We start from the raw sequence: 22,462 nt of genomic DNA on the forward strand, positions 1-22,462 counted from the left end.
GCGGCCATTTGCGTACGGAGAAGACGATGGCCACGCTGGAAACAATCCAGAGAAAGATTGAACGCTTGCGGGCACAGGCCGAAGAAGCCGCGACAAAACAGCTCTCGGCAGTGATCGAGCGCATTCGCGGCATCATGGAGAAGCACGATCTGACGGTCGCCGATGTGGCGGCGCATCTTGGCGAAAAGCGTGGCGATGGTCGCATTCCGCGGCGCGCAGGCAATGTCGCGCGTGCCTCGGGTCAAGGCAAAGGCAAGCTGCCTCCGAAGTATATGAACCCCGCCACCGGTGAAACGTGGAGCGGCCACGCGCGGCCGCCGCGATGGATTGCGGGAGTTAAGGACCGCACGCGCTTTCTGATCGATGACGGCAAGGCCGCTCGCAAGCAGACTGTCAGCGTTCAGGCAAAAGGCAAACTGCCGCCGAAATACCGCGACCCGAAAACGGGCGCCACCTGGAGCGGCCATGCGCGTCCTCCCGCGTGGATCAGGAACGTCAAGGACCGCAGCCCGTATCTGATCTGAGTCGACCGCAGGTTCGACCCGCAACGTACAACGAGCCTTCGGGGTAGGCCATGCATAAAGTCGCGCTTTTCGTCGTCGTTGCGTCCGTTCTCTTGAGCGGCTGCGAGCGTCGCGCTGAAGATGTGAAGGACTGCAGCGCGGGAAAAGCGCAGCCGGCGATGGATGTCGGTCAGGCCATGTCCGTTCTCAAGGCTGCCGGTTACGAAGTGAAGCGGCCCGACGAGACGGCTGCCGCCGCCGCGGTGGCCGCTTCCACACCAGAGCCGGCGCGGCAGCAGGCAGCGGAGCAAGCACCGGCGCCCGTGCAAGCGCCGGCGTCGGCGCAAGCCGGGACTCCCGCACCGGTTGCGGCACGGCATCAGTTCTCACTCCTGTGCAATGCGACCGTGCAAGGCGAGCGTGTATCGCAAAGTCTCGCTATCGACCTCGACGCCGATACGGTCAACGGTACACGTGCCGAGGTGTCCGACACGGAAATCAAATGGACCACGCAGTCGCGCGATCAGTCGGGTACGGCATTCAACGGCGAAACGCATACGCTTGATCGATTGACCGGCGACTACCGTTTCTACGACGAAGCCGCGATCTATTCCGCTGCCGCGCCGACATGGCAATGCGCACCCGCATCGAAGCGGCTCTTCTGAAGTCCGGCAATGTTCCGCTCGTTGAGGGCCGCACACCCGAATCCATGCGGCGCCTGGAACACCTGACTATCGCGCTAGCGCTCCGCAGTCGCCACCGCCGTATCGAGCGTGAACACGAACGTGCCGCCCTTCCCCTCGCGATCGACGAGCGCAACGGCGCTGCGATGCAAGTGCAGAATCTGCTGCACGATCAGCAGGCCCAGTCCGCCCACACGCTGTGCGCCACCCACGTTGACGGGCCGCTGAAACAGGCTGTCGCGCAGTTCCGGCGGGATGCCCCGGCCTGTGTCGCTGACCGTCACCATGACCTTGCCGTTCGCGGAGGCGAGTTCGACTTCGATCGTTCCACCTTCCGGTGTATGACGGATCGCGTTGTCGAGCAGATTCGTCATCACGCGCTCGATCATGCCGAGGTCCGCGTAAACGTCGGGCAAACGCGTCGAAATCTGCGCGCGCAGACTGATGCGGCGGGCCTCGGCGGCAAGCCCGAACTTCTCGAATACGTCCTGCAGCAGATCCGCAAGAGAAAACGCTTCGGGCGCAGGCTGGATCTGGCCATGCTCGAGCCGCGCGAGCTCGAATAGCGATTGCGCGAGGCGCCCTACTTTCGCGCTTTGCAGCAGCGCAATGCTCAGATAACGCCGACGCTCGAGCTGCGGCAACTGATCGAACTTCAACGACAGCGCTTCGAGATAACCATGCAACGACGTCAGCGGCGTGCGCAGGTCGTGCGAGATATTCGCGATCAGTTCGCGACGCTCCTGGTCGCGGTAGGTCAGCTCGCGCCATTGCTGTGCAATCCGGTTCGACATCTGCTGGAACGCGCGTTCGAGTATCGCGATCTCGCCGCGCGCACGGCCCTGCGCGGACAACAGGCCGAGCGACGACAGTTTGGCCGCGGCGCCGCTTTCATCGCCGGCATCGAAATCGCGCACCGCCTCCGTCAGGCGGCCTAACGGCCGCGTGATCAGGCGAAACGCAATCAGGCCGGCGATCAGGCCGGCCAGCGCGACGAGCGTCATCGACCACAGCGTGGTGCGCAAAACGGCATTTCTCGCGATGCGCGCCGCCCATTTGTCATGCGCTTCGCCAAGCAGCACCACATAGATGTAACCGGCCGTCGCGCCGTTCGCACCGGGCAATGCGGCAGCACTGAACACCTTGCGGCCGGAAACGCTACGCGGATCGTCGCCGAAAATCGGCAGCGCATCGCCGGCAAGAAAGCGCCGTATCGGGCGCACGTCGACATGATTGCGCTTCACATGACCAGGCGGCGCATCGTCGCCCCTGATCGCGCCATTTGCATCGAGGAGATACACCTCGACGCTCGGGTTCACCGCCATCAACTGGCTGAACAGCGCGCGCAGCATGTCGGCCCGCGGTCCGCTCCGGTCGATCAACGGACCGTTCTGCGCGATATGCGACGCGAGATCGCGCGACACGCCCTGAATAACCTGCTGGTCGTGCAGATCGCTCGCGCGAATCTGCAGCCCTGCCGATACCGCACAGCACGCGAGCAGCAATGCGGAAAACACCAGTGACAGGCGCTGCGACAGATTCACGTTCGTGTCCTTTCTCGCTACGTTTGAGGCTTTCAGGCGCCGGTCGAGCCGCTGCCCGCCTGCGATGCAGGGTTCGCGTCGAACCGGTATCCACGCCCCCAGACAGTTACGATGCGCACCGGTTCGGTCGGGTCGGCTTCGATCTTCGCGCGCAACCGGTTGATATGCGTGTTGACCGTGTGCTCGTAGCCCTCATGCGAGTAGCCCCACACCGTATTGAGAAGATCCATGCGCGAAAAGACCTTTCCCGGGTGGCTCGCGAAGTGGTAAAGCAGATCGAATTCGCGCGGCGTGAGTTCGACACGCCTGCCATCGATGCTGACGTCGCGCGTCAACGGATCGATCGACAGCCCGAACGACGTACGGATGCCGGCCTGGGTGCGCAAGTCTTTCGCCATCGCGTCGACACGGCGCAGTAGCGCTTTGAGCCGCGCGATCAGTTCGAGTACCGAGAATGGTTTTGCAAGGTAATCGTCAGCGCCGAGTTCGAGACCGATGATGCGATGCACCTCGCTCGAACGCGCGCTGATGATGATGATCGGCGTATAGCTCGCCATCGCGCGCGCGCGTTTGCAGATTTCGAGGCCGTCCACGCCCGGCAGCATCAGATCGAGCACGAGCGCATCCCAGCCGCCCTGCGACAACAGGCGCAGACCGTCGTCGCCGTTCGCGCAGTGCACGACCTCGTAGAGTTCGTCGCGCAGATGCAGACCCAGCACGTTGGCAATATCGACATCGTCTTCGACGATCAGAACGCGCTTTGCTTGAGCCATGGATGTGAACGGGAACAGTGACGACCGGCGATATTGTGCAGGCTTTCGGATGCGCAGTTATCACGATAAATTTAACTTTCCGTGAGGACTTCGACACCGGGCAGCCGTTAGTCTCACCACATGTTCGAAACGGCACGGACGTTCCACACGCGGACGACGGCCCGATCTGTACGGAGGCTGCCTTGAAATACCGTAGACGCGTTCTTCTGGCGGGAACCACCGCGCTTGCGGCGCTCGCCGCGCTCACGCAGTGGCGGGCGCTGGCCGGTGTGCTGCCCGGTGCGGCCGGCGGCACGCCGGCCGAATCGAACGAACCTGCAGCAGCCGATGAAGCCGCCGCCGACGAACACTTCGACGTCGTGCACACGCAAGCGCAATGGCGCGACCTGCTCACGCCCGCGCAATTCGCGGTGCTGCGCGAAGCGGCGACCGAGCGACCGTATTCGAGCCCGCTCAACGATGAACACCGGGTAGGCGTTTTTGCCTGTGCCGGTTGTGCTTTACAACTGTTTTCGTCACGCACCAAGTTCGATAGCCATACCGGCTGGCCGAGCTTCTATGCACCGCTCGATCACGCCGTAGCGACTCACACCGACCATTCTTTTCACATGACACGCACCGAAGTTCATTGCAGCCGGTGCGGCGGGCACCTCGGCCATGTGTTCGACGACGGGCCACAACCGACCGGGCTGCGCTATTGCATGAACGGGCTTGCGATGAATTTCATACCCCGTTCAACGTGAGCGCGGGATGCCTCGTTCGTTGCTATCTCCGACTATACGTCCGGATATTATCGATCAATTTTTACAAGCATGTCAAAAATAAACGGTCAATTGCCCATCCATGCAAGGGGCGATTACCGGTTACAACATTGCGCCGCTCAAAGCGGGCGGCGCGCAAGGTGTGGCGATGCGAACCTGTAATGAACGCGTGCGTTCGGGCGGTTCGCTAAAGGCCTCATCAGGAGAACGCCCGATCCGGGGGACCAAGCAAGGTCCACTGCAATCGTACGAGCTCCTGCTTATATCGGCGACCGTACCCATTGCGGTACGCCAGTCCAACTCAATGGAGAGATGTCAATGTCTGCAAAGAAGACCGCTGTTAGTTCCGCCCTGCTCGCAAGCGCAGTCGCTACCCTGCTCGCAACGGCTGCTCACGCGGAGCCGCTCACCAAGGCTGAAGTCAGCGCGGCAACGGCTGCTCACAAGGAGAAGTGCTTTGGCGTCGCACTGAAAGGACAGAACGACTGCGCGGCAGGTCCCGGCACGACGTGTCAAGGTACGTCGACGACGGACTTCCAGGGCAATTCGTGGAAGTTCACGCCGGCGGGCACGTGCACGAACATCGTTACGCCGGCCGGCAATCACGGCTCGCTGACGCCGATCAAGTCCTGATCGACAGCATCGGGAACGGGGACTGTGATGAGCGGATCGACTGGCACCCAGGCCATGCGCGCAGACATGCGGCCCCGTCACCTGACGTCGGAGACTGCCGGATGGGTCGGCACGAGCTTCAAGCACGAGCATCTCGCAGCTATTCTCGCCGACGGTGTCAAACATGGATTCTTCGAGGTTCACGCGGAGAATTACATGGGCGCCGGCGGCCCTCCGCATCGCATGCTCGCGGCCATCCGCGAGCATTATCCGCTTTCGATTCACGGTGTATGCATGTCGATCGGCGGCGGCGAGCCGTTGAACCGCGAGCATCTTGCGCGCTTTCGCGGCCTCGTCGCGCGCTATGAACCCGCGCTCGTGTCCGAACATCTCGCGTGGTCCACGCATGCGGGCACGTTCTTCAACGACCTGCTTCCGTTGCCGTACACCGAGGACACGCTCGCGCGCGTGTGCCGGCATATCGATGAAGTGCAGCAGGCGATCGCGCGGCCGATTCTGCTCGAAAACCCATCGACCTATGTCGCCTTTCGATCGGCGACGATGAGCGAAACCGAATTCATCGCGGCAATCGTGCGCCGTACCGGCTGCCGGCTGCTGCTCGACGTCAACAACGTATTCGTGTCGGCAACGAATCATGGTCACTCCGCGTCGGCTTACCTCGATGCATTTCCGCTCGACCATGTCGACGAGATCCATCTGGCCGGTCACGCCGAGCAGCTCGACGACGAAGACGAGCGTCTGCTGATCGACAGTCACGACGGCCCTGTCGCCGATCCCGTGTGGACACTCTATGAAAACGTCATCGAGCGCATCGGCCCGACCGCCACGCTTATCGAATGGGACAGCAAGCTCCCCGCGTGGCCCGTGCTACGAGCGCAGGCACTCGCAGCAAGGGAGCTCATGGAACCGCCTCGGATTCCGGTTACGCCGGATCGCTTCGATGACGTCTGAAGAGTGCCGCAACATGCGCACAGCGGGGTTTGCAGCGGACTTCGCGCGCGGCCTGACGAACCCCGACGTGCAGGCGCCACTGGACGTCACGGGCTGCGTGCAGAAAGACACAGGGAAAGACGCAGAAAAAGGCGTCGTAAAGCGTTACAACGTCTATCGCAACAACGTCACGGTCAGCCTGATCGACGCGCTCGCGGCAATCTATCCGGCCGTGCAGCGCATTACCGGTGTCGATTTTTTCAGGGCAATGGCGCGGTTTCACATTCGCGCGACGCCTCCGGTTTCGCCTCTGCTGTTCGAATACGGCCGCGACTTTCCCGGCTTTATCGAGCAGTACGAATACGCGAAAGCGATGCCGTGGCTCGCGGACGTCGCGCGCATCGAACGCGCGTGGCTCGATGCCTATCATGCGGCCGACCTGCCGGTTCTGCCGATGCGGATCTTCGAAGGCATCGACCCCGCGCAATTGGGCGAACTGCGGTTCACGCCGCATCCGGCCGCGCGCGTCGTGCGTTCCGCTTACGCGGCGGTTGCGATCTTCGCGATGAACCGGCGCGACGGCCCCGACCAACCGCTTGAACCACTCGATGCGGGCACAAGCGAGGATGCGCTCGTGACGCGGCCCGAACACGACGTGATCGTGTCGCGCCTGCCCGATGGCGGCGCGGTGTTCCTGAACGCGCTTATCGCAGGCGAATCGTTGGGCGCCGCGGTCGCGGCGGCCTTCGATGCCGCGCCTTCTTTCGATCTCCCGTCCAGTCTGAACGGGATGATCACATCCGGCGTATTGAGCGCCATTCAACGTGGAGATTGAGGACGATGTCCGAACTGGAAAACGCAAAGCCCGCGTTTGCAGCTTGCGTGGCAACGAAGATCGGCCAGGCGAGCGGCCTCGTGCGGCAACTGGCGCGGCCCTGGCTCACGCAACTCGTAATGCGGCTCGCGTTGTCCGTGCCGTTCTGGCGCTCGGGCATTCTCAAATGGCATGGATTCCTGCAACTGAACGATACGGCGATCGACCTCTTCACCGATGAATTCCAGTTGCATCTGCCCGGCGGCCCGTATCCGTTTCCTGCGCCCGCGGTGTTCGCCTTTCTGTCCGCATGCGGCGAGGTCGGTTTTCCGGTGCTGCTGGTGCTCGGCTTCGGCACCCGCTTCGCGGCGCTTGGCCTGTTGCTCATGACCTGCATTATCGAACTGACCGTACCCGACGGCTGGCCCATTCACATCACGTGGGCAGCGATGGCATTGGGCATTGCCGCATGGGGGCCCGGTGCGATCTCGATCGATCATCTGCTGTCGCGCGCGGTGAAGCGTAGTTGAGCGGGCGGCGCCGAAGGCGCCGTCATGCTCGAGCGCTTGCTACGTTCGCGCGCTTCAGTGCCGATGCCTGTGATGCACGTCGGGAAAATGCGCGTGTGAATGCGTGAGCGGCGCGTGCACGTGCCTGTGCGAATGCGGTTCGTTGCCTTCGTATGGAAACGCGTGCTCATGCTGATGATGCTCGTCGTGCACGTGCCGATGCGTGTGCTCGATCCAGTCGTGCGTATGCTCGTGCTCGTGCCGCTCGCGCATATGCAAAACAATGCCGATCGTCATCAGCGCGGCGGCGACCCAGAATGCGACATGCGGCCACTCGGGCCATAGCAGCAGCGACAACACGACACCGAAAAGCGGCGCAACGGAAAAATAGGCGCCCGTGCGCGCCGTACCGAGATGCCGAAGCGCGACGACGAATAGCGCGAGACTCACGCCATAACCGACGAGGCCCGTCACCATCGCGGCGGCTATCGTCGCTGCCGGCGGCCACGAAGCGCCGGTCGCGAATGCGATTGCAAGGTTGACCGGGCCCGCGATCAACCCTTTTACACGGGCGATCGCCATCGCATCGTTGGTCGAAACCTTGCGCGTGAGGTTGTTGTCGATCGCCCAGCACAGGCACGCACCGACAATCAGCAGCGCGCCGAACGGGACGGCCGTCTCGCCCGGCTGCCAGGACAGCACCACACCGCCCGCGACGATCGCAACCATGCCGAGAAACACGGGAATATCGACATTCTCGCGAAACACGACCCACGCGATCGCGGCTGTCAATACGCCTTCGAGGTTAAGCAGTAACGCAGTCGTTGCAGCGGGCGTGCTCGAGAGGCCGAGCATCAGCAGCGCGGGCCCCGCGACGCCGCCCGCGGCGATCGCGCCGAGCAGCCACGGCAATTCGGCACGACTAACCGGACTGATCGAGCCGGCCGGAGCACGCGTTTCGCGATGGCTGTTGCGCGCATCGGAAGGCTTTATCAGCCATCGCGCGACGCCGATCGCCGAGAGCCCGACGCCGCTGCCGAGATAAAAGAGCCCGGCCACCATGAATGGCGACATCGCCCCGAGCAACACTTTCGCCAGGGGCGTGGCGGCACCGAATAATGCAGCGGCGGCAAGCGCAGTCGATATCGCGCCGAATCGTGGGTTCATTGAAAGCGTGCGAGGGAGATGGCGTACAAAGCGACAGTGTATCGGGCACCACCCGACAGTTCCCCAACAACCTGCCTTTCGCAAGGGTGGAATCCCGATTCAGCCGCCGTGCGCAATGCTCAGCGCTTGCCACATGCGCGACGTTCAGGAAACCAGACGGGTCGGCCACTTCCCCGATATCGATTGAGAGACATGCGCGAGCAAATGCCCCGCATGCCCGCTTCGCAGCAAGTACGCATAGCGCATCGCCAATGAACCTTCAGGCTTCAGCGCGTGCGTCCGCCGGCACGCTCGATCAGGCCGCTCAACACGAGACGCAGATCGACGCGCCCTTTGATCGTCTGATGTTCGAAGTCGATCCATCCCGCGTTGAAGCCGTCGAGCATCTGCATACGCGGCAACGGATTGCGCATGCCTTGCGCGCGAAATGCCGCTTCCCACGTGTCGCGCGGCACGGCTTGCGCAATCACGGACCGTCCGAGCAAGGCGTCGAGCGTCGCAGCCAGATCGTTCGGCGACACGCGCCCGGGACCTTCGAGTTCGACGACGCGGCGGCCGCTCCAGGTTTGCTGCAGCAGTTGCGCAGCCACGCGCCCGATATCGGCGGTCGCCACCATCGGAATCGCGCGATCGAGCGGTTGCAGATAACTTGCGATCACGCCCGTTTCCATTGCCGGCCCAATGTCCCAGGCGGTGTTTTCCATAAACCATGCGGCGCGCAGGAACGCAACCGGCATCGGCAACTGACCGAATTCGCGCTCCATGATCGAAAGCTGCGTCAGCAGGTTTTCCTCGGTCGCGTGCGCACCGACGGTCGAGAGGCACACCACGCGCTGTGGCCGCGCGCTTGCGAGTGCCTCGCGCAGCGCGGCAATCGTATGGCGAGACTCGGGAAAACCCGGCGACGGATCGAAAACTGGCGGCAGCAGGACGAACACCGCTTCGGCGCCGCTGAATGCGCGCTCGAGCGCGAGCGCGTCATCCATCGCGGCGACGGCGACTTCGCAGCCTGCGCGTTGCCATTCCTGTGCCTTATCGCGGTTGCGCACAACCGCGCGAACGTCCTTTCCAGCAGCGAGCAATGCGCGGGCGGTGACGCCGCCCACTTGCCCGGTAATTCCGGTGATCGCGTACATTTCACTTTCCTCAGGTTATGCAGAGCGAGCTGCGTTGAAACCCATTCTGGTGAAATGCCGGCCATTACGCGATAGCATGACAGTCATTTGATTGATGACCGCGCGGCATGATTCGTTCGCGTCCCATAAACCGCAGCGGCTCGAGGCGCCGTGGCAAGATGGACGCGTCGACACCAGCGAGGCGCTCCGATGCAGACGAACCCCACGGACTTCTCCGATCCCGGATGTCCAGTCCTGCGAATCGAGGGCGCCCGGCACACATTCGGCAACGCAGCGCTTGCGCTGCAATGGCGCATCGACGACGAGCGCTTTCACGCATTCGAGCTCGCCGATCGCGTTCACGCACGCACATTGCGCATCGCCGAGCCGTTTACGTTGAGCTTCGCCGACCGCCGCGCGCTGCGGCTAGCCGACCTGCTACCGATCGCGCCGCTGCGCTGCGAGCCGCTTCCTGTCGACCCTCTTGCGTCGCGCGTTGCCGGCAGGATTGCGGGTGTCCGCGTCACCGCCATGCTACGAGACGTAGCCGGTACGCTGCGCATTGAATGGAGCGTCGAGCAGCACGAAGGCTCGCCCTATTTGCGAATGCATCTGGCGATTGGCGCGACGGTCGAACCACTGCATGTGCATGCGGTTTCGCTGCTCGAAACAGAAGCATCCGATGCCCGCGCGACCGGAATTGTGGACGGATCGCCTGTTTGCGTCGGCAACCTCTATCTCGGCTGCGAAAATCCGCTCTCGCAAAGCGACCTGACACGCGAGACCACCGGCCTGCGCTTTTACGTCGCACGCGCGCTGCCGATCGAGCCGGGCAAGACCGTTGTGTATTCAACGGTTGCCGGCATCGCTCGCGACGGGCAATTGCGCCGCGATTTCGCCAGCTATCTCGAACGCGAGCGCGCGCATCCGTCGCGCGCGTTTCTGCACTACAACTCGTGGTTCGATATCGGTTACCTGACACGCTATACGCAAGCGCAGGCGCTCGAACGGATCGCCGCCATCGGGCACGCGCTGCACGACGAGCGTGGCGTGACGATCGACGGCTTTATGTTCGACGATGGCTGGGACGACTACAGCGGCAGCTGGGCATTCAGCAACGCGTTTCCTCACGGCTTTGAGCCGCTGCGCGACGCGGACGCGCGCTATGGCGCGGCGCCGGGCGTCTGGCTATCGCCTTGGGGCGGCTACGGCCCGCCGCGCGACGAACGCGTCGCACGCGGCGCGGCGGCCGGGTTCGAAACCGTGGGTAATCGCTTCGCGCTATCGGGCGAACGCTACTATCGCCGCTTTCATCAGGTGACGATGGATCTGGTACGCCGGCATGGCATCCGTCATTTCAAGTTCGACGGCACCGGCAACGCGAATCGCGTGTTCCCGGGGAGCCGCTTCGACAGCGACTGGGACGCGGCGATCGAGCTGATCGGCGATATTCGCCGCGAAGCGCCGGACGCTTTTATCAACCTGTCGACGGGCACCCTGCCGTCGCCGTTCTGGTTGCGCCATGCCGATACGATCTGGCGCGGCGGTGAGGACTTCGGCTTTGCAGGCACGGGCAGCGAGCGCGAGCAGTGGATCACCTATCGCGATACGCAGATCTACCGCAACGTGGTGCTCGCGAGTCCGCTCTTTCCGCTTGATTCGCTGATGCTGCACGGCATCATCTGCGCGCAGGAAAACAGGCGGCTCGATGCAAGCGACGGCGAAGACTTCGTGCACGATGTGCGGTCGTTTTTCGGCAGCGGCACGCAGTTGCAGGAACTCTACGTCACGCCCTCGCTGCTCGGCGGCCGCGCATGGGACACGCTTGCCGCCGCGGCAATATGGGCGCGCGGCGCGGCCGTCGTGCTGCGCGACAATCATTGGATCGGCGGCGCGCCCGACGAGCTCGATGTCTACGGCTGGGCCGCGTGGACGCCATCGAGGGCAATTGTCACGCTGCGCAATCCCGATAGCCGCCCACGCCCAGTGGTGCTCGATTTGCGCGCGCAACTGGAGTTGCCGGCCGGTCTGCCGGCGCGCTTCGCGGCGTGCACGCCGTGGTCCGAAAACAGCCGCATGGCCGCAATTTCGCAGATCGATGCGGATTGTCCGCCAACCATCGATCTCGCGCCGTTCGAAGTGCTAACGCTCGAGTTACAGCCGCTTGCTCCGGCCGGCGGGTACACCTGGCAGCGGGCAGCGAGCCGGACCGCTAGCTCAGCGTGCGCCTCAATTCGACCGGTCGAGCATCGGTCTGATGCAGATCGAAGATCGTGACGACGTTTTCGCCACGCTTTAGCCACGGCGCCGGGCAGAACAGTCTCGTTTGCGGGCCGATTTGCCAATAGCGGCCGAGATTGTGGCCGTTGACCCAGACCACGCCTTTGGTCCACGCGCTCATGTCGAGATACGTGTCGCCAGGCGTGTCGAGTCCGAAGCTTGCGCGAAAGAACAGACCGCTTCGGCGCGGGTTCGAGCACACACCGCGCAGATTCGCGATATAGACATCGTCCATCGGCAGCGGGAACATCTCCCAGCCCGCGAGCGTGTGCGCAACGCCGGCTGCATCGCGCAGCACGACGTCGCCGACAATACCCTTGCGGTCCAGCATCGCGTCGCCGCCACCGTAGTTGACGCGCCCCATGCCCTCTACGAGGATGTCCAGTACCGCTTCGGCCTGGTTCTCATCGCGGCCGCGCGACGGTGGTTCCAACGGTTTCGACACAAACGGCAGCGACATCGGCAGCGCCACGCCGCCGTGCGCGACGTTCAACGGTTTCGCAAGCGCCGCATGCACGCGCGCTCGCGACACTGCGCCCGCGTAGCGCCCATCGACGAACACGGTCGCATAGTCGCGAATGCAACCGGTGTCGAGCGCAGTCGCGCGCAAATTACCCACTTCCGCACGCCGCAGCACATGCCGATACAACGCGAAGCCGAAGGCCTGTCCTGCCTGCTCGAACGTCTGCGGTTCAACGACGCTCCGATGCGCCGCCGCGTCTACCGCGTGCTCAACCTGTTGTACGTCGGGCAAGTTGTCCCAAAGAGACGCGAACAGGCAAGGCTGCAACGCATCGCGCCCGCGGCGTTCAATGGTCGGAGGCGCCGGTGGAATGTCAGGCAACGCTTCATTCAGGTAACGCGCGACGATGTTCCGCCAGGCGACGAACTTCGGCGTCGCGACGCCCTGCTCGTTGATCGGCGCCGCGTAGTCGTAGCTCGTGATGTCGGGCTGATACTCGCCATTCGCCGGATCGAGATTCGCACCGGCATAAAAGCCGAAGCTCGTGCCCCCATGCGCGACATACAGGTTGAACGACAGGCCGCGCCGCATGAAGGTGTCGAGCGTGCCGGACAGGTCGACGGTCGTGCCTTGCATCGCCGCGTCGCCCCAGTGCGTGAGCCAGCCCGGATAAACCTCGCCGGCCATCACCGGCACGCCCGGAAAAGCGTGCCGCGCGGCGTCGATCTGGGCCGCATCGCCATTGCTTAGCGCGATCGCGCCGCCGCTGACTATCGTGCGGTTCTGCCGCAGCTGCGCCAGACCATCTTCGGTATAGAACGGCCCTGCGATGCCGCAGTCGACCCACAGCGCGCGGATCTCGTCGAGATAAGCGCGGTTGCCCGACGGGTTGCTCGTTGGGTTGCTCGTTGGGTTGTTCACCGGGTCGTTCACCGGGTCGTTCACATACGAGCCGAACTCGTTTTCGATCTGAATCATCAGAATCGGTCCGCCGGCCGCAACCATCAGCGGCGCGATGCGCGCCGCAAGCGCGCGAATATAGCCGGCCACGGCGGCCATATAGCGCGGCTCGCTCGCGGAATCGGTGCGCAGGCGCATGCCGGGCTCGCGCAGCAACGAGGACGGCAAGCCGCCCAGATCCCATTCCGCGCAGACATACGGGCCAGGCCGCAGCAGCACCCACATGTTTTCCGCGTGACAGGCGCGCATAAACGCCGCGATATCGCGATTGCCGCTCTCGAAGTCGAACGCGCCGGAATTCGTCTCGTGATAATTCCACATCACATAAAGCGCGATCGTGTTCATGCCCATGGCTTTCGCCATCCGGATGCGATGCGACCAGTATTCGGCTGGAATGCGCGCGGGATGCATCTCGGCACTGCGAATCTGCAGCGGCGTGCCGTCGAGCAGGAAATGCTCACCATCGATCGAAAACGAAAAATTCGGCATACGGTTCACCCGATGACGGTTGCGTCATTGTCAAACGAATCCACACTGATTCGAACCGATTCAAACCGGCTCGAACGCATTCAGGCGATTTCGCGCCGCTATGCTTGCCTGCGCGTGCCCGAACGCTTGCCTGAGCGCCGCGTTCGCAGCTTTAGTCCAGACCGGATCGGAATAAGCAAGCGTACTCCAGTGTTTTTTGGACACACGCGGTCCATTCGCGTAAGGCGCACGCACACGACTACTCGAACGCGTACGCCATCCAGTCTCGGAGGAGCACACGCCATGTCGGAACTCATTCATCGAACGGTCAACGCGAACGGCATCAACATTCACGTGGTTGAACAGGGAGACGGCCCGGCCGTGCTGCTCTGCCACGGCTTTCCCGAGAGTTGGTACTCGTGGCGTCATCAGATTCCGGTGCTTGCAGAAGAAGGCTTTCGCGCGATCGCGGTCGATATGCGCGGTTACGGGCGCACCGATCGCCCGCATGAGATCGAGCAATACACGATGCTGCATCTGGTCGGCGATGTGGTCGGCGTGCTCGATGCGCTCGATGTCGGCAAGGCCGTGATCGTCGGGCACGACTGGGGTGCGCCGGTCGCCTGGCACGCGGCGCTGCTGCGTCCGGACCGCTTCTCCGGTGTCGTCGCGCTGAGCGTGCCGTTCCGGCCGCGCGCCAAGGTTCATCCGTCGACGCGATTTCCGCGCACCGATGACGAGATGTTCTACCAGCTCTATTTCCAGCAGCCGGGCGTCGCCGAAGCGGACCTCGAACGCGACGTGCGCCGCTTCGTGCGCAATATGCTCTACTCGTTGAGCGGCGACAGACAGGCGACGCCCCGCGACGATGGCGGCTCGCACCGTTTCGGCATGGTGCCGCGCAATGGCGGGATGGCGGCGGCGCTGCCCGACGCGCCCGCGCTGCCCGCGTGGCTCACCGACGAAGACATCGACTATTACGCCGAGCAGTTCGCGCATACGGGCTTTCGTGGCGGGCTGAACTGGTACAGGAACATCGACCGCAACCAGGAGCTGCTCGCGCCGTTCGACGGCCTGCAGATCACGGTGCCGGCCCTCTACATCGCAGGCGAGCGCGACCTTGTCCTGCATTTCGACGGCATGAGCGAAGTGCTCGCGACGCTCGCGCAACGCGTGCCGCTGCTGCGTCGCTCGCTGATCCTGTCCGGTTGTGGCCATTGGACGCAGCAGGAGCGACCGCGCGAAGTGAACGCGGCCTTGATCGAATTCCTCGACGAACTCGGCTGACGGCGGCGTTCGCAGCGGCTTCGTACCGAACGCCGTGTGCGGAAGCTTCGGGCGCCGGCTCCCGCACCGTTCTCCCTACTACGCCCGAAACAAGGAGGTTTGCGATGCCGCTCGTGACGGTCAAAGGAATCGAGGGCGTATTTACGCCCGAACAGAAACGTCAGCTGATCAAAAAACTGACCGATGTGATGGTTGAATTCGAGGGCGAGCGACTGCGGCCCATCACTTGGGTCATTATCGAGGACGTGAAACCGGGCGACTGGGGCATTGGCGGCAATGCGCTCGGCCTCGAAGAAGTGCGCGCGGTGCAATCGGGCGCCGTCGCCGTCGCGGATGCGATCGGCGCCACGTGGTGCGCCTGAACGGCGTCGCGCTTAAATGATCAGCCGTGAAATCTTCGAACCTTCGAGCGACACGCCGGCCATCAGGCCGGCGTTCGTCATGACGATTGCCTCGACAGGGCTCGTCGCCGTCGACGTGTCGATATTGCCGTTCGCGCCGATCTTCACGAGCGCGACGGTCGCGTCGACGCCGGCGGCCCAGCCCTGACTGCGGACGAATTCGTCGAGCGCATTCTTCGTCATGAAGAGCAGGACCACCGCTTTCGACTGCGCACCGATCTGCAGCCCGAACGAAGCGGCCGTGATGCTGTAATAGCCGCTCGTTTGCGAGCCGACACGCAACGCGCCTTGCCCATACTGGCCGCCGAACCAGAAGCCGGCCGCAATCACGCGCGGAAACACGAGCATTCCAACCGACAGCGCGACGAGTTCGCGCGAGCCTTTCACGGTTTCATAGAGGCGCGTCATCGTTGCGTCGACGTCCGCATCGATGGTGCGGCGTCTGCCTGCATTAGCCTGCGGCGAAGCATCCGACGATGGCGGCGTGGTCGTGCACGCGGCGAGCGCAAGCGCGCCCGACGCGGCCAGCACGGGGGTAACGGCGATAAATCGGCGACGGTGCATGCGCGCTTTCCTCCTCAAGACACGGTTCACGAAGTCCGCGAGTTGCGCTGATTTTTCTAAAGACTCGCGGGGCCTTGTGTCTAATGACCGCTGCATGCCACGCAGGGTTCAAATTACCGTGCACGTTACTTGAAGCGCGTCGCCGAAAGCAAGTCTTACCGTGCTTCCGGTTGTTGTAATCCGTCAACGCTCGCGTATCGGCTGCGCGTCAGGCATCCCACTTCGGCGCGAACGGCGGCGACACATAACGCTGGTCTTTCGGCAAAGCCGCGATCGCGCGACGGTCTTCGTCGTCGAGTCGTATCTTGAGCGCGCCAAGATTCGACTGCTGGCTTTCCGTGCGCTTCGCCTTCGGAATCGCAATGACGCCATCCTGATCGAGCAGCCAGGCGAGCGCGATCTGCGCGGCCGTTGCCTGATGTTTTTCGCCGATGCGAGCCAACACCGGGTCGCTTGCCGCGCGGCCCTGCGCGAGCGGCGCGTAGGCAACCAGCGGAATCTGCTTCGGACACAAGTAGTCGAGCAGGCGCGCCTGGGACAGGAACGGGTGATATTCGACCTGCACGCAGGCGAGCGGCGCGCGTACGTCGTCGAGTGCGGTCTTCAGCATCGGCATCGTGAAGTTGCAGACGCCGATCGCGCGCGTGCGCCCTTCTTCCTTGAGCGCCTGCATCGTTTCGAGCACGGCCGGCAGGTTCATGTCGCGCGATGGCCAATGCACCATGAACAGGTCGACGTAGTCGAGCCGCAAGCGCTGCAAGCTCGTATCGAGCGAGCGGCGCAGCGCGTCCGGCTGCAGGCTGTCGTGCCAGGCCTTGGTCGTAATGTGCAGGTTGTCGCGCTCGAGGTTCGCGCTTGCGAGCGCGGCGCCCACCGCGTCCTCGTTTTCGTACATCGTCGCCGTGTCGATATGGCGGTAGCCGAGCGCCAGCGCGCTTTCGACGACGGGCTGACAGTCGGCGCCCGGCATCCGGAAGGTGCCGAAGCCGAGGCGAGGCATGCGGATGCCCTGAGTTTCAATCGTGTCGATCGGTTCCATCGTTGTCCCTTGGTGGCGAAGATTGTGACGAAGAGCGCGTGTTTGAATGGCGGCGCGGTCTGCGCGTTTCGCTTCGATGCGGGTTCGCATGCGAGCACATCAGTGCGGGGCCGGACCACGGCTTGCGCCACTGTCGCATTTCGGAACCGTTGAATAAAGTACGAGCGGTTCAAATGAGCGATGATTAAAATCACGAATTCGCTCAAAACTGACACACCGCATATGGGACTCGATGGAAAACTGCTGTCAGGCGTGACCGTGCTCGCCGCGGTCGCGGAGACCGGCAGCTTCGTGCGCGCGGCCGATTCGCTCGGGCTGTCGCCTTCCGGAGTGAGCCGCGCCATTTCGCGGCTCGAGAAGCGCATCGGCGTGCGCGTACTCGACCGCACGACGCGCTCGCAGACCTTGACCGACGAAGGCCGGCGCCTTTACGAAGCGGCCGGTCCGCACCTGATCGGCATCGAGGAAGCCGCGATCGCCGCGTCGGGCGCCGCGAACGCGGTGCGCGGCAAGCTGCGCGTCAATATCGATCCGTTCTTCTCGCGCACAGTACTCGCCGCGCGGTTGCCCGAGCTGCTGCGCCGCTACCCCGAGTTGACGCTGGAATTGATCATGCGCGACGCGGTCGGCGATCTTGTCGCGGACGGCTTCGATCTCGCGGTCCGCTTTGGCCCGCCGCCTGAAGGGACACTCGTCGCGCGCAAACTGCTCGACACGCGTGTGCTGACGGTCGCGGCGCCGCGCTATCTGGACGAGCGCGGCGTGCCGCAGCGGCCTGAAGACGTCGCGCGACATGAGCGGATTCTGTTCTACAACCCGGTGACCTCGAAGCCTTTCGAATGGGTTTTTTATCGTAACCGGCAAATGATTGAAATACCGGCAAACGGCAGGCTGCTCGTTTCCGATGTGGATACGATGCTAGGCAGTTGCACGGCCGGCGCCGGCATCGCGCAGATCATGGACCTCGGTGTCGAACATCTGATGGCGGCAGGCGCGCTCAAGGAAATCCTGCGCGAATGGCAGGACGAGCGTTTTCCGCTGTATGCGCTTTATCCGTCGCGTCGCCATCAGGCGGCGAAGGTCAGCGCATTTATCGATTTCTGTCTTGAGATGCTGGCGCCGGCGCTTGCCGAACGGGGCCGCAAAAATCTTGCGCCGCCACGGCAAACGCGAGCCGGTCGAAAACGCTGAACTTCGGCTTGCGGATTGCGTTACACGCGCGGTTCGTTGCACATGCAACGATTAGACGGGTTCGGTTTCCCTCTTTCGCGCAGCGTGCTGCTTCGCCTGCAGGTCTTTCTCGACTCCTGCACGGATTTCTTCTTCGACGAGCGGCGCCTGCGCGACACGCAGCTCCTGCTCGGCCCTTATGGCGGCCCGCTGCCGTGCTTCGTCGACATGCGTGTCCCCTCCCGTGTACAAGGTCGATAGCACTTCCGGCGACGTGTGATATTGCAGCGCGAGCCAGGCAAGCCCCGGTGCAAGCTCGCGCCAGAAGCAGACGATCACGAACAGCACCGCCAGCGCGGTGAACGCAATGAAATACATAGCGATATCCAGACCACCGGAATGGTGCAAACGGGGGTAATGAGCGACGCTTGCGACGTGGTGTCGCGCGGCCCTCATCCCGTTTAACGCTTGACCGTGGGGGATATTCCGCGTGCTTTAGACGATACCTCGAGTGCAGGCAAAGCACGTCAAGGCATTCGCGATTGACGAAGCGCTCGTCGCGAATCGCTGCTCCGGGTTCACGCTGACGCGCGTTGTTCAGCGAACGGACGCAGCGTCTGCCGTACGAGCAAAGCACGCGTGAAGAAGGGACGGCTGTCATGCGGAACCGATAGGCGTCGCCGCGATTTTGCCGCGCGTCGCGTGCTTTGCAGATCAATGGATCTTGTACGATGACATATATACGCATCGATTTGTCCGTCGACCTGAGAAGCAACATAGACGATGTAACGGCGCGAAATCACTAAATTTCACGGGTAAACCCGATGATTAATTTCGTATGGTGACGCATGATAATTGCATTTGTTGTACGATGACTTATCACAAAGAACAAATCTGAAGGAGACATGAGTGGACATCGATCAAGCCAGGCGCTTGCATACCGACACGCCGCTGGGCCACCCGTCAGACTCGCCTGCCACGAGGTCGACTGCCGCCATCGCCGCATCGAATCGCGTGGCGGCGGTCAACGCGTTAGCCGGCAACGACCGCCGTACCCGCGTGCGCTGGTTCATCCTGTTCATGCTGTTCTTCATCACGACGATCAACTACGCGGACCGCGCAAGCCTGTCGATCGCCGGTAACTCGATGCAGCACGCGCTCGGTCTCACGCCGGTCTCGATGGGCTATATCTTTTCCGCGTTTGCGTGGGCGTACGTGATCGGCCAGTTGCCGGGCGGACGCCTGCTCGACCGCTTCGGCACAAGGCGCATCTATGCATTGAGCCTGCTCGCGTGGTCGATCTTCACGTTGTCGCAGGGGCTTGTCGCGGGCCTCGCCGCGGCGTCGGCGGTCACCGTCATGTTCGCGCTGCGCTTCGCAATGGGCCTTGCGGAAGCGCCCGCGTTTCCGGGCAACAGCCGCATGACATCGTCATGGTTTCCGCGTGCGGAACGCGGCACCGCGGCGGCGATTTTCAACGCGGCGCAGTATTTCGCCGCCGTGCTGTTCACGCCGATCATGGGCTGGATCGTTCACAAGTTCGGCTGGCCGTACGTGTTCATCGCCATGGGCGTGCTCGGCATCGCGATGACCGGCGTCTGGTTCAAGGCCGTTCATGCGCCGAAGGATCATCCGCGCGTGAATCGCGCCGAGCTTGACTACATCGAAGCGGGCGGCGCGCTCGTCGATCTCGAAACGCGCGAAACGCAAGGCGCGGCGAGCCTCGCCGCGCACGCGAACCAGCCCGCCGAGGTGCCGATGGGCGCGTCGATTCGCGAGATGCTCGCGAGCCGCATGCTGCTCGGCATCTTTATCGCGCAGTACTGCATCAACGCCCTCACCTACTTCTTTCTGACGTGGTTCCCGATCTATCTGGTCCAGCAGCGCCATATGTCGATTCTGAAGGCGGGCTTCGTTGCGTCGATTCCGGCCGTCTGCGGGTTCCTCGGCGGCGTGATTTCCGATGCGCTGCTCAAGCGCGGGCATAGCGCGAGCTTCGCGCGCAAGACGCCGATCGTGTTCGGCATGCTGTTGTCCACTTGCATGATCGCGTGCAACTACGTCGATTCGGAGTTTCTCGTCGTCGCGATCATGGCAGCCGCGTTCTTCGGCAAGGGCATCGGCGCGCTGGGCTGGGCAGTGGTGTCGGATACCGCGCCTGTCGAAGCGGGCGGCGTGTGCGCGTCGCTTTTCAACGCGTTCGGCAATGTGGCCGGCATTACGACGCCGATCGTCATCGGCTACCTGGTGCAGGGTTCCGGCTCGTTCAATTCGGCGCTCGTGTTTATCGGGGCGAACGCAGTGGTCGCGGTGCTCTGCTACCTGTTCGTAGTCGGCGATATCAGGCGGATGGTGCTCACGCGCTCGGTGGCTGCGCGCTAACCGGCGGGCGCGGTGCGCTGCGCTTTGCGCTCAATCGCAAACCAACGACACAACGACATAAGGACTCGATAATCATGAAAAAGCTGTTGATGCTGCTGACGGCAGGACTCGCCTGTTCGGGCGCATGGGCAAACACCGCGGACGAAACCGCGGTGAACGATGCGATGAACCGCCTTTGCGCGGCGATGATCGCCGGCAATGCACAGCAAATGAAGGCACTGACGGCGGACACGCTGACCTACGGTCATTCGAACGGCAAGGTGCAAAGCCAGGCCGAGTTCATCGATACGATCGCGAGCGGGAAGACGCGCTACAAGCGGATCGATCTGACGAAGACGGTGACGACCGTGACCGGCAACGATGCCGTGATTCGCGATCATTTGAACGGCACGACGGATTCGGGCGGCAAGCTCGCCGACGTCGACTTCGATGTGCTGACGGTGTGGCAGAAGCAAAGCGATGGCGCGTGGCAACTGCTCGCGCGCCAAGGCTACAAACACTGAGGCCGTTGCGCGGTACATCATCGCGATGACCCGCAGCGCAAGGCTGCGGGTCGCTTGTTCTTATCCGGCGCTGTCGCCATGATGCCCAACGCTGGGCCTGCTTCCGGACAAAAAAAGGCGCGCGCCGCAGACATGCGGAACACGCGCCAGCTGGAGGCAACCAGAAAACGTTTCGCCGACCCCGGGCACCGGGCGAGATCCGCCCCTCCGCCCGGAAGACTGCCGGGACTCAGCGCACCAGCGCCGGCCGCCTGTTATCGAATTTCCACCCTGGAATCAGATACTGCATTGCGATCGCGTCGTCGCGCGCACCGAGTCCGTGCTTCAGATACAGCTGATGCGCTTCTTCCAGACGCGCATGATCGACCTCGATGCCAAGCCCGGGCTTCTGCGGCAACGCAATCTGGCCGCCTTCGATCGGCAGCGGTTCGCGCGTGAGGCGCTGCCCGTCCTGCCAGATCCAGTGCGTGTCGATCGCGGTGATGCGACCCGGCGCGGCCGCCGCGACGTGCGTGAACATCGCAAGCGAAATATCGAAGTGATTGTTCGAGTGCGAGCCCCATGTGAGATCCCAGTCCGCGCATGTCTGCGCGACGCGCACCGAGCCGCGCATCGTCCAGAAATGCGGGTCGGCGAGCGGAATGTCGACCGCATTCAGACGCAGCGCATGCGTGAACTGCCGCCAGTCGGTCGCGATCATGTTCGTCGCGGTCGGCAGATTCGTTGCGCGGCGGAATTCGGCCATCACCTCGCGGCCCGAGAAGCCGTTTTCGGCGCCGCACGGGTCTTCCGCATAGGCGAGCACGTCGTGCCGGTCGCGGCACAGGCGGATCGCTTCGGCAAGCGACCAGGCGCCATTCGGGTCGAGCGTGATACGCGCTTGCGGGAAGCGTTCGGCAAGCGCCGTGACCGCTTCGATTTCGGCGTCGCCGTGCAGTACGCCGCCCTTCAGCTTGAAGTCGTTGAAGCCGTAGCGTTCGTGCGCGGCTTCGGCGAGCCGTACGATCGCCTCGGGCGTCAGCGCCACGTTGCGGCGCACCGCTTCCCATGCATCGCGCGGGTCCGTTTCGCGCAGATACGGCAAGTCGGTTTTGCCGGGGTCGGCGATATAGAACAGATAGCCGAGCACGGGAATCGACCGGCGCTGGATGCCTTCACCGAGCAACGCGGCCACGGGCACGCCGAGATATTGACCGAGCAGATCGAGCAGTGCCGCTTCGATGGCGGTCACCGCATGCACGCCGATGCGTAAATCGAAGGTTTGCAGGCCGCGGCCGCCGTCGTCGACCGCCGACAGTTGCGCGCGCACCGATTCGAGCACGGTGCTGTAAGCGCCGAGCGGCTGGCCGACGACGAGTGCGCGCGATTGCTCGAGCGCCGCGCGGATTTTTTCGCCGCCCGGTACTTCTCCGACGCCCGTGCGGCCGGCGCTGTCCCTGAAAGTCGGATCGTAGCCATGTCGTTCTGTGAGCCAAGGAGTTGGTAGAATGTTTTGTCTTCCTAAGACCGCTTG

Annotated in this window: 22 protein-coding genes; 13 read left to right on the top strand and 9 right to left on the bottom strand. The window is 63.3% G+C overall.

The features are described from left to right. The first annotated feature begins 26 nt into the window (after window positions 1-26). Entirely contained in the window at window positions 27-524 is a 498-nt protein-coding gene (locus QYH69_RS32575; protein WP_308835791.1) for an H-NS family nucleoid-associated regulatory protein, read from the top strand. A 176-nt stretch (window positions 525-700) separates the two neighbouring features. Then, entirely contained in the window at window positions 701-1,168 is a 468-nt protein-coding gene (locus QYH69_RS32580) for a hypothetical protein (RefSeq protein ID WP_308835792.1), read from the top strand. 74 nt (window positions 1,169-1,242) lie between these two features. On the opposite strand, the gene QYH69_RS32585 is transcribed toward QYH69_RS32580, so the two are convergent. Both QYH69_RS32585 and QYH69_RS32590 read right to left on the bottom strand, forming a co-directional pair. After that, on the bottom strand, window positions 1,243-2,730 hold the full coding sequence (locus QYH69_RS32585) for a HAMP domain-containing sensor histidine kinase (RefSeq protein WP_308835793.1): 1,488 nt from the start codon (window positions 2,728-2,730) through the stop codon (window positions 1,243-1,245). Between the two features lie 32 nt (window positions 2,731-2,762). After that, complete coding sequence (locus QYH69_RS32590) at window positions 2,763-3,503, bottom strand: response regulator transcription factor (protein ID WP_308835794.1); 741 nt, start codon at window positions 3,501-3,503, stop codon at window positions 2,763-2,765. Between the two features lie 182 nt (window positions 3,504-3,685). Here QYH69_RS32590 and msrB point away from each other — a divergent pair, with 182 nt between their 5' ends. The 5 genes from msrB (at window position 3,686) to QYH69_RS32615 (ending at window position 7,171) form a co-directional block, all read left to right on the top strand. Beyond that, window positions 3,686-4,246 (top strand): peptide-methionine (R)-S-oxide reductase MsrB, encoded by a 561-nt coding sequence (msrB, locus tag QYH69_RS32595; RefSeq protein ID WP_308835808.1) that lies wholly within the window; start codon window positions 3,686-3,688, stop codon window positions 4,244-4,246. Window positions 4,247-4,582: 336 nt separating this feature from the next. Continuing rightward, window positions 4,583-4,897 carry a DUF2282 domain-containing protein gene (locus QYH69_RS32600; protein WP_308835795.1) on the top strand — a complete coding sequence of 105 codons (315 nt, stop codon included), beginning with the start codon at window positions 4,583-4,585 and terminating at the stop codon, window positions 4,895-4,897. 54 nt (window positions 4,898-4,951) lie between these two features. Then, complete coding sequence (locus QYH69_RS32605) at window positions 4,952-5,848, top strand: DUF692 domain-containing protein (RefSeq protein ID WP_308835809.1); 897 nt, start codon at window positions 4,952-4,954, stop codon at window positions 5,846-5,848. Beyond that, the gene (locus QYH69_RS32610; protein ID WP_374992548.1) at window positions 5,838-6,662 is read left to right on the top strand and encodes a DNA-binding domain-containing protein; all 825 of its coding nucleotides are present in this window, start codon (window positions 5,838-5,840) and stop codon (window positions 6,660-6,662) included. The genes QYH69_RS32605 and QYH69_RS32610 overlap by 11 nt, the downstream gene beginning before the upstream one ends. Before the next feature lie 5 nt (window positions 6,663-6,667). Then, window positions 6,668-7,171, top strand: coding sequence for a DoxX family protein (locus tag QYH69_RS32615; RefSeq protein ID WP_308835796.1), 504 nt, complete (start codon window positions 6,668-6,670; stop codon window positions 7,169-7,171). Window positions 7,172-7,225: 54 nt separating this feature from the next. Here QYH69_RS32615 and QYH69_RS32620 read toward each other — a convergent pair whose 3' ends face one another. Next, on the bottom strand, window positions 7,226-8,317 hold the full coding sequence (locus QYH69_RS32620) for an EamA family transporter (RefSeq protein ID WP_308835797.1): 1,092 nt from the start codon (window positions 8,315-8,317) through the stop codon (window positions 7,226-7,228). Between the two features lie 266 nt (window positions 8,318-8,583). Continuing rightward, window positions 8,584-9,453, bottom strand: coding sequence for an NmrA family NAD(P)-binding protein (locus QYH69_RS32625; RefSeq protein ID WP_308835798.1), 870 nt, complete (start codon window positions 9,451-9,453; stop codon window positions 8,584-8,586). A 189-nt stretch (window positions 9,454-9,642) separates the two neighbouring features. On the opposite strand from QYH69_RS32625, the gene QYH69_RS32630 reads away from it, so the two are divergent. After that, a complete protein-coding gene (locus tag QYH69_RS32630; protein WP_308835799.1) occupies window positions 9,643-11,709 on the top strand; it encodes an enterotoxin in 2,067 nt (688 codons plus the stop codon). On the opposite strand, the gene QYH69_RS32635 is transcribed toward QYH69_RS32630, so the two are convergent. After that, window positions 11,645-13,624, bottom strand: coding sequence for a beta-galactosidase (locus QYH69_RS32635; protein WP_308835800.1), 1,980 nt, complete (start codon window positions 13,622-13,624; stop codon window positions 11,645-11,647). The genes QYH69_RS32630 and QYH69_RS32635 overlap by 65 nt on opposite strands. 282 nt (window positions 13,625-13,906) lie before the next feature. Between QYH69_RS32635 and QYH69_RS32640 the strand changes: the two genes are divergently transcribed. Then, window positions 13,907-14,890: an alpha/beta hydrolase gene (locus QYH69_RS32640; protein WP_308835801.1), complete on the top strand. Its 984-nt coding sequence runs from the start codon at window positions 13,907-13,909 to the stop codon at window positions 14,888-14,890. 104 nt (window positions 14,891-14,994) lie between these two features. Further along, the gene (locus QYH69_RS32645; RefSeq protein ID WP_308835802.1) at window positions 14,995-15,252 is read left to right on the top strand and encodes a 4-oxalocrotonate tautomerase family protein; all 258 of its coding nucleotides are present in this window, start codon (window positions 14,995-14,997) and stop codon (window positions 15,250-15,252) included. Window positions 15,253-15,264: 12 nt separating this feature from the next. Here the strand turns inward: QYH69_RS32645 and QYH69_RS32650 are convergent, their stop codons facing one another. Together QYH69_RS32650 and QYH69_RS32655 are read right to left on the bottom strand one after the other, a co-directional pair. Then, a complete protein-coding gene (locus QYH69_RS32650) occupies window positions 15,265-15,855 on the bottom strand; it encodes a YSC84-related protein (protein WP_308835803.1) in 591 nt (196 codons plus the stop codon). 208 nt (window positions 15,856-16,063) lie between these two features. Continuing rightward, window positions 16,064-16,894, bottom strand: coding sequence for an aldo/keto reductase (locus QYH69_RS32655; RefSeq protein ID WP_308835804.1), 831 nt, complete (start codon window positions 16,892-16,894; stop codon window positions 16,064-16,066). A gap of 222 nt (window positions 16,895-17,116) precedes the next feature. Here QYH69_RS32655 and QYH69_RS32660 point away from each other — a divergent pair, with 222 nt between their 5' ends. Next, window positions 17,117-18,085, top strand: coding sequence for a LysR family transcriptional regulator (locus QYH69_RS32660; protein WP_308835811.1), 969 nt, complete (start codon window positions 17,117-17,119; stop codon window positions 18,083-18,085). A gap of 51 nt (window positions 18,086-18,136) precedes the next feature. Here the strand turns inward: QYH69_RS32660 and QYH69_RS32665 are convergent, their stop codons facing one another. Then, window positions 18,137-18,442: a hypothetical protein gene (locus QYH69_RS32665; RefSeq protein ID WP_308835805.1), complete on the bottom strand. Its 306-nt coding sequence runs from the start codon at window positions 18,440-18,442 to the stop codon at window positions 18,137-18,139. A 702-nt stretch (window positions 18,443-19,144) separates the two neighbouring features. Between QYH69_RS32665 and QYH69_RS32670 the strand changes: the two genes are divergently transcribed. Together QYH69_RS32670 and QYH69_RS32675 are read left to right on the top strand one after the other, a co-directional pair. Further along, window positions 19,145-20,446, top strand: a complete 1,302-nt coding sequence (locus tag QYH69_RS32670; RefSeq protein WP_308835812.1) for an MFS transporter — start codon at window positions 19,145-19,147, stop codon at window positions 20,444-20,446. Window positions 20,447-20,520: 74 nt separating this feature from the next. Continuing rightward, window positions 20,521-20,949 carry a nuclear transport factor 2 family protein gene (locus QYH69_RS32675; RefSeq protein ID WP_308835806.1) on the top strand — a complete coding sequence of 143 codons (429 nt, stop codon included), beginning with the start codon at window positions 20,521-20,523 and terminating at the stop codon, window positions 20,947-20,949. A gap of 229 nt (window positions 20,950-21,178) precedes the next feature. On the opposite strand, the gene QYH69_RS32680 is transcribed toward QYH69_RS32675, so the two are convergent. Then, a partial coding sequence (locus tag QYH69_RS32680) for an enolase C-terminal domain-like protein (protein ID WP_308835807.1) occupies window positions 21,179-22,462 on the bottom strand: 1,284 nt, incomplete at its 5' end.

Source organism: Paraburkholderia sp. SARCC-3016 (assembly GCF_031119615.1).
GTDB lineage: Bacteria > Pseudomonadota > Gammaproteobacteria > Burkholderiales > Burkholderiaceae > Paraburkholderia.

Excerpts from the sequence above, each read along its gene's own strand:
- QYH69_RS32635 (WP_308835800.1), bottom strand. The coding sequence starts at position 13,624 with ATGCCGAATTTTTCGTTTTCGATCGATGGTGAGCATTTCCTGCTCGAC.
- QYH69_RS32670 (WP_308835812.1), top strand. The coding sequence starts at position 19,145 with ATGCTGTTCTTCATCACGACGATCAACTACGCGGACCGCGCAAGCCTG.
- QYH69_RS32610 (WP_374992548.1), top strand. The coding sequence starts at position 5,838 with ATGACGTCTGAAGAGTGCCGCAACATGCGCACAGCGGGGTTTGCAGCG.
- QYH69_RS32575 (WP_308835791.1), top strand. The coding sequence starts at position 27 with ATGGCCACGCTGGAAACAATCCAGAGAAAGATTGAACGCTTGCGGGCA.
- QYH69_RS32630 (WP_308835799.1), top strand. The coding sequence starts at position 9,643 with ATGCAGACGAACCCCACGGACTTCTCCGATCCCGGATGTCCAGTCCTG.
- QYH69_RS32675 (WP_308835806.1), top strand. The coding sequence starts at position 20,521 with ATGAAAAAGCTGTTGATGCTGCTGACGGCAGGACTCGCCTGTTCGGGC.
- QYH69_RS32605 (WP_308835809.1), top strand. The coding sequence starts at position 4,952 with ATGCGCGCAGACATGCGGCCCCGTCACCTGACGTCGGAGACTGCCGGA.
- QYH69_RS32640 (WP_308835801.1), top strand. The coding sequence starts at position 13,907 with ATGTCGGAACTCATTCATCGAACGGTCAACGCGAACGGCATCAACATT.
- QYH69_RS32590 (WP_308835794.1), bottom strand. The coding sequence starts at position 3,503 with ATGGCTCAAGCAAAGCGCGTTCTGATCGTCGAAGACGATGTCGATATT.
- QYH69_RS32650 (WP_308835803.1), bottom strand. The coding sequence starts at position 15,855 with ATGCACCGTCGCCGATTTATCGCCGTTACCCCCGTGCTGGCCGCGTCG.
- QYH69_RS32645 (WP_308835802.1), top strand. The coding sequence starts at position 14,995 with ATGCCGCTCGTGACGGTCAAAGGAATCGAGGGCGTATTTACGCCCGAA.
- QYH69_RS32625 (WP_308835798.1), bottom strand. The coding sequence starts at position 9,453 with ATGTACGCGATCACCGGAATTACCGGGCAAGTGGGCGGCGTCACCGCC.
- QYH69_RS32620 (WP_308835797.1), bottom strand. The coding sequence starts at position 8,317 with ATGAACCCACGATTCGGCGCGATATCGACTGCGCTTGCCGCCGCTGCA.
- QYH69_RS32655 (WP_308835804.1), bottom strand. The coding sequence starts at position 16,894 with ATGGAACCGATCGACACGATTGAAACTCAGGGCATCCGCATGCCTCGC.
- QYH69_RS32600 (WP_308835795.1), top strand. The coding sequence starts at position 4,583 with ATGTCTGCAAAGAAGACCGCTGTTAGTTCCGCCCTGCTCGCAAGCGCA.
- QYH69_RS32660 (WP_308835811.1), top strand. The coding sequence starts at position 17,117 with ATGGGACTCGATGGAAAACTGCTGTCAGGCGTGACCGTGCTCGCCGCG.
- QYH69_RS32665 (WP_308835805.1), bottom strand. The coding sequence starts at position 18,442 with ATGTATTTCATTGCGTTCACCGCGCTGGCGGTGCTGTTCGTGATCGTC.
- QYH69_RS32580 (WP_308835792.1), top strand. The coding sequence starts at position 701 with ATGTCCGTTCTCAAGGCTGCCGGTTACGAAGTGAAGCGGCCCGACGAG.
- QYH69_RS32615 (WP_308835796.1), top strand. The coding sequence starts at position 6,668 with ATGTCCGAACTGGAAAACGCAAAGCCCGCGTTTGCAGCTTGCGTGGCA.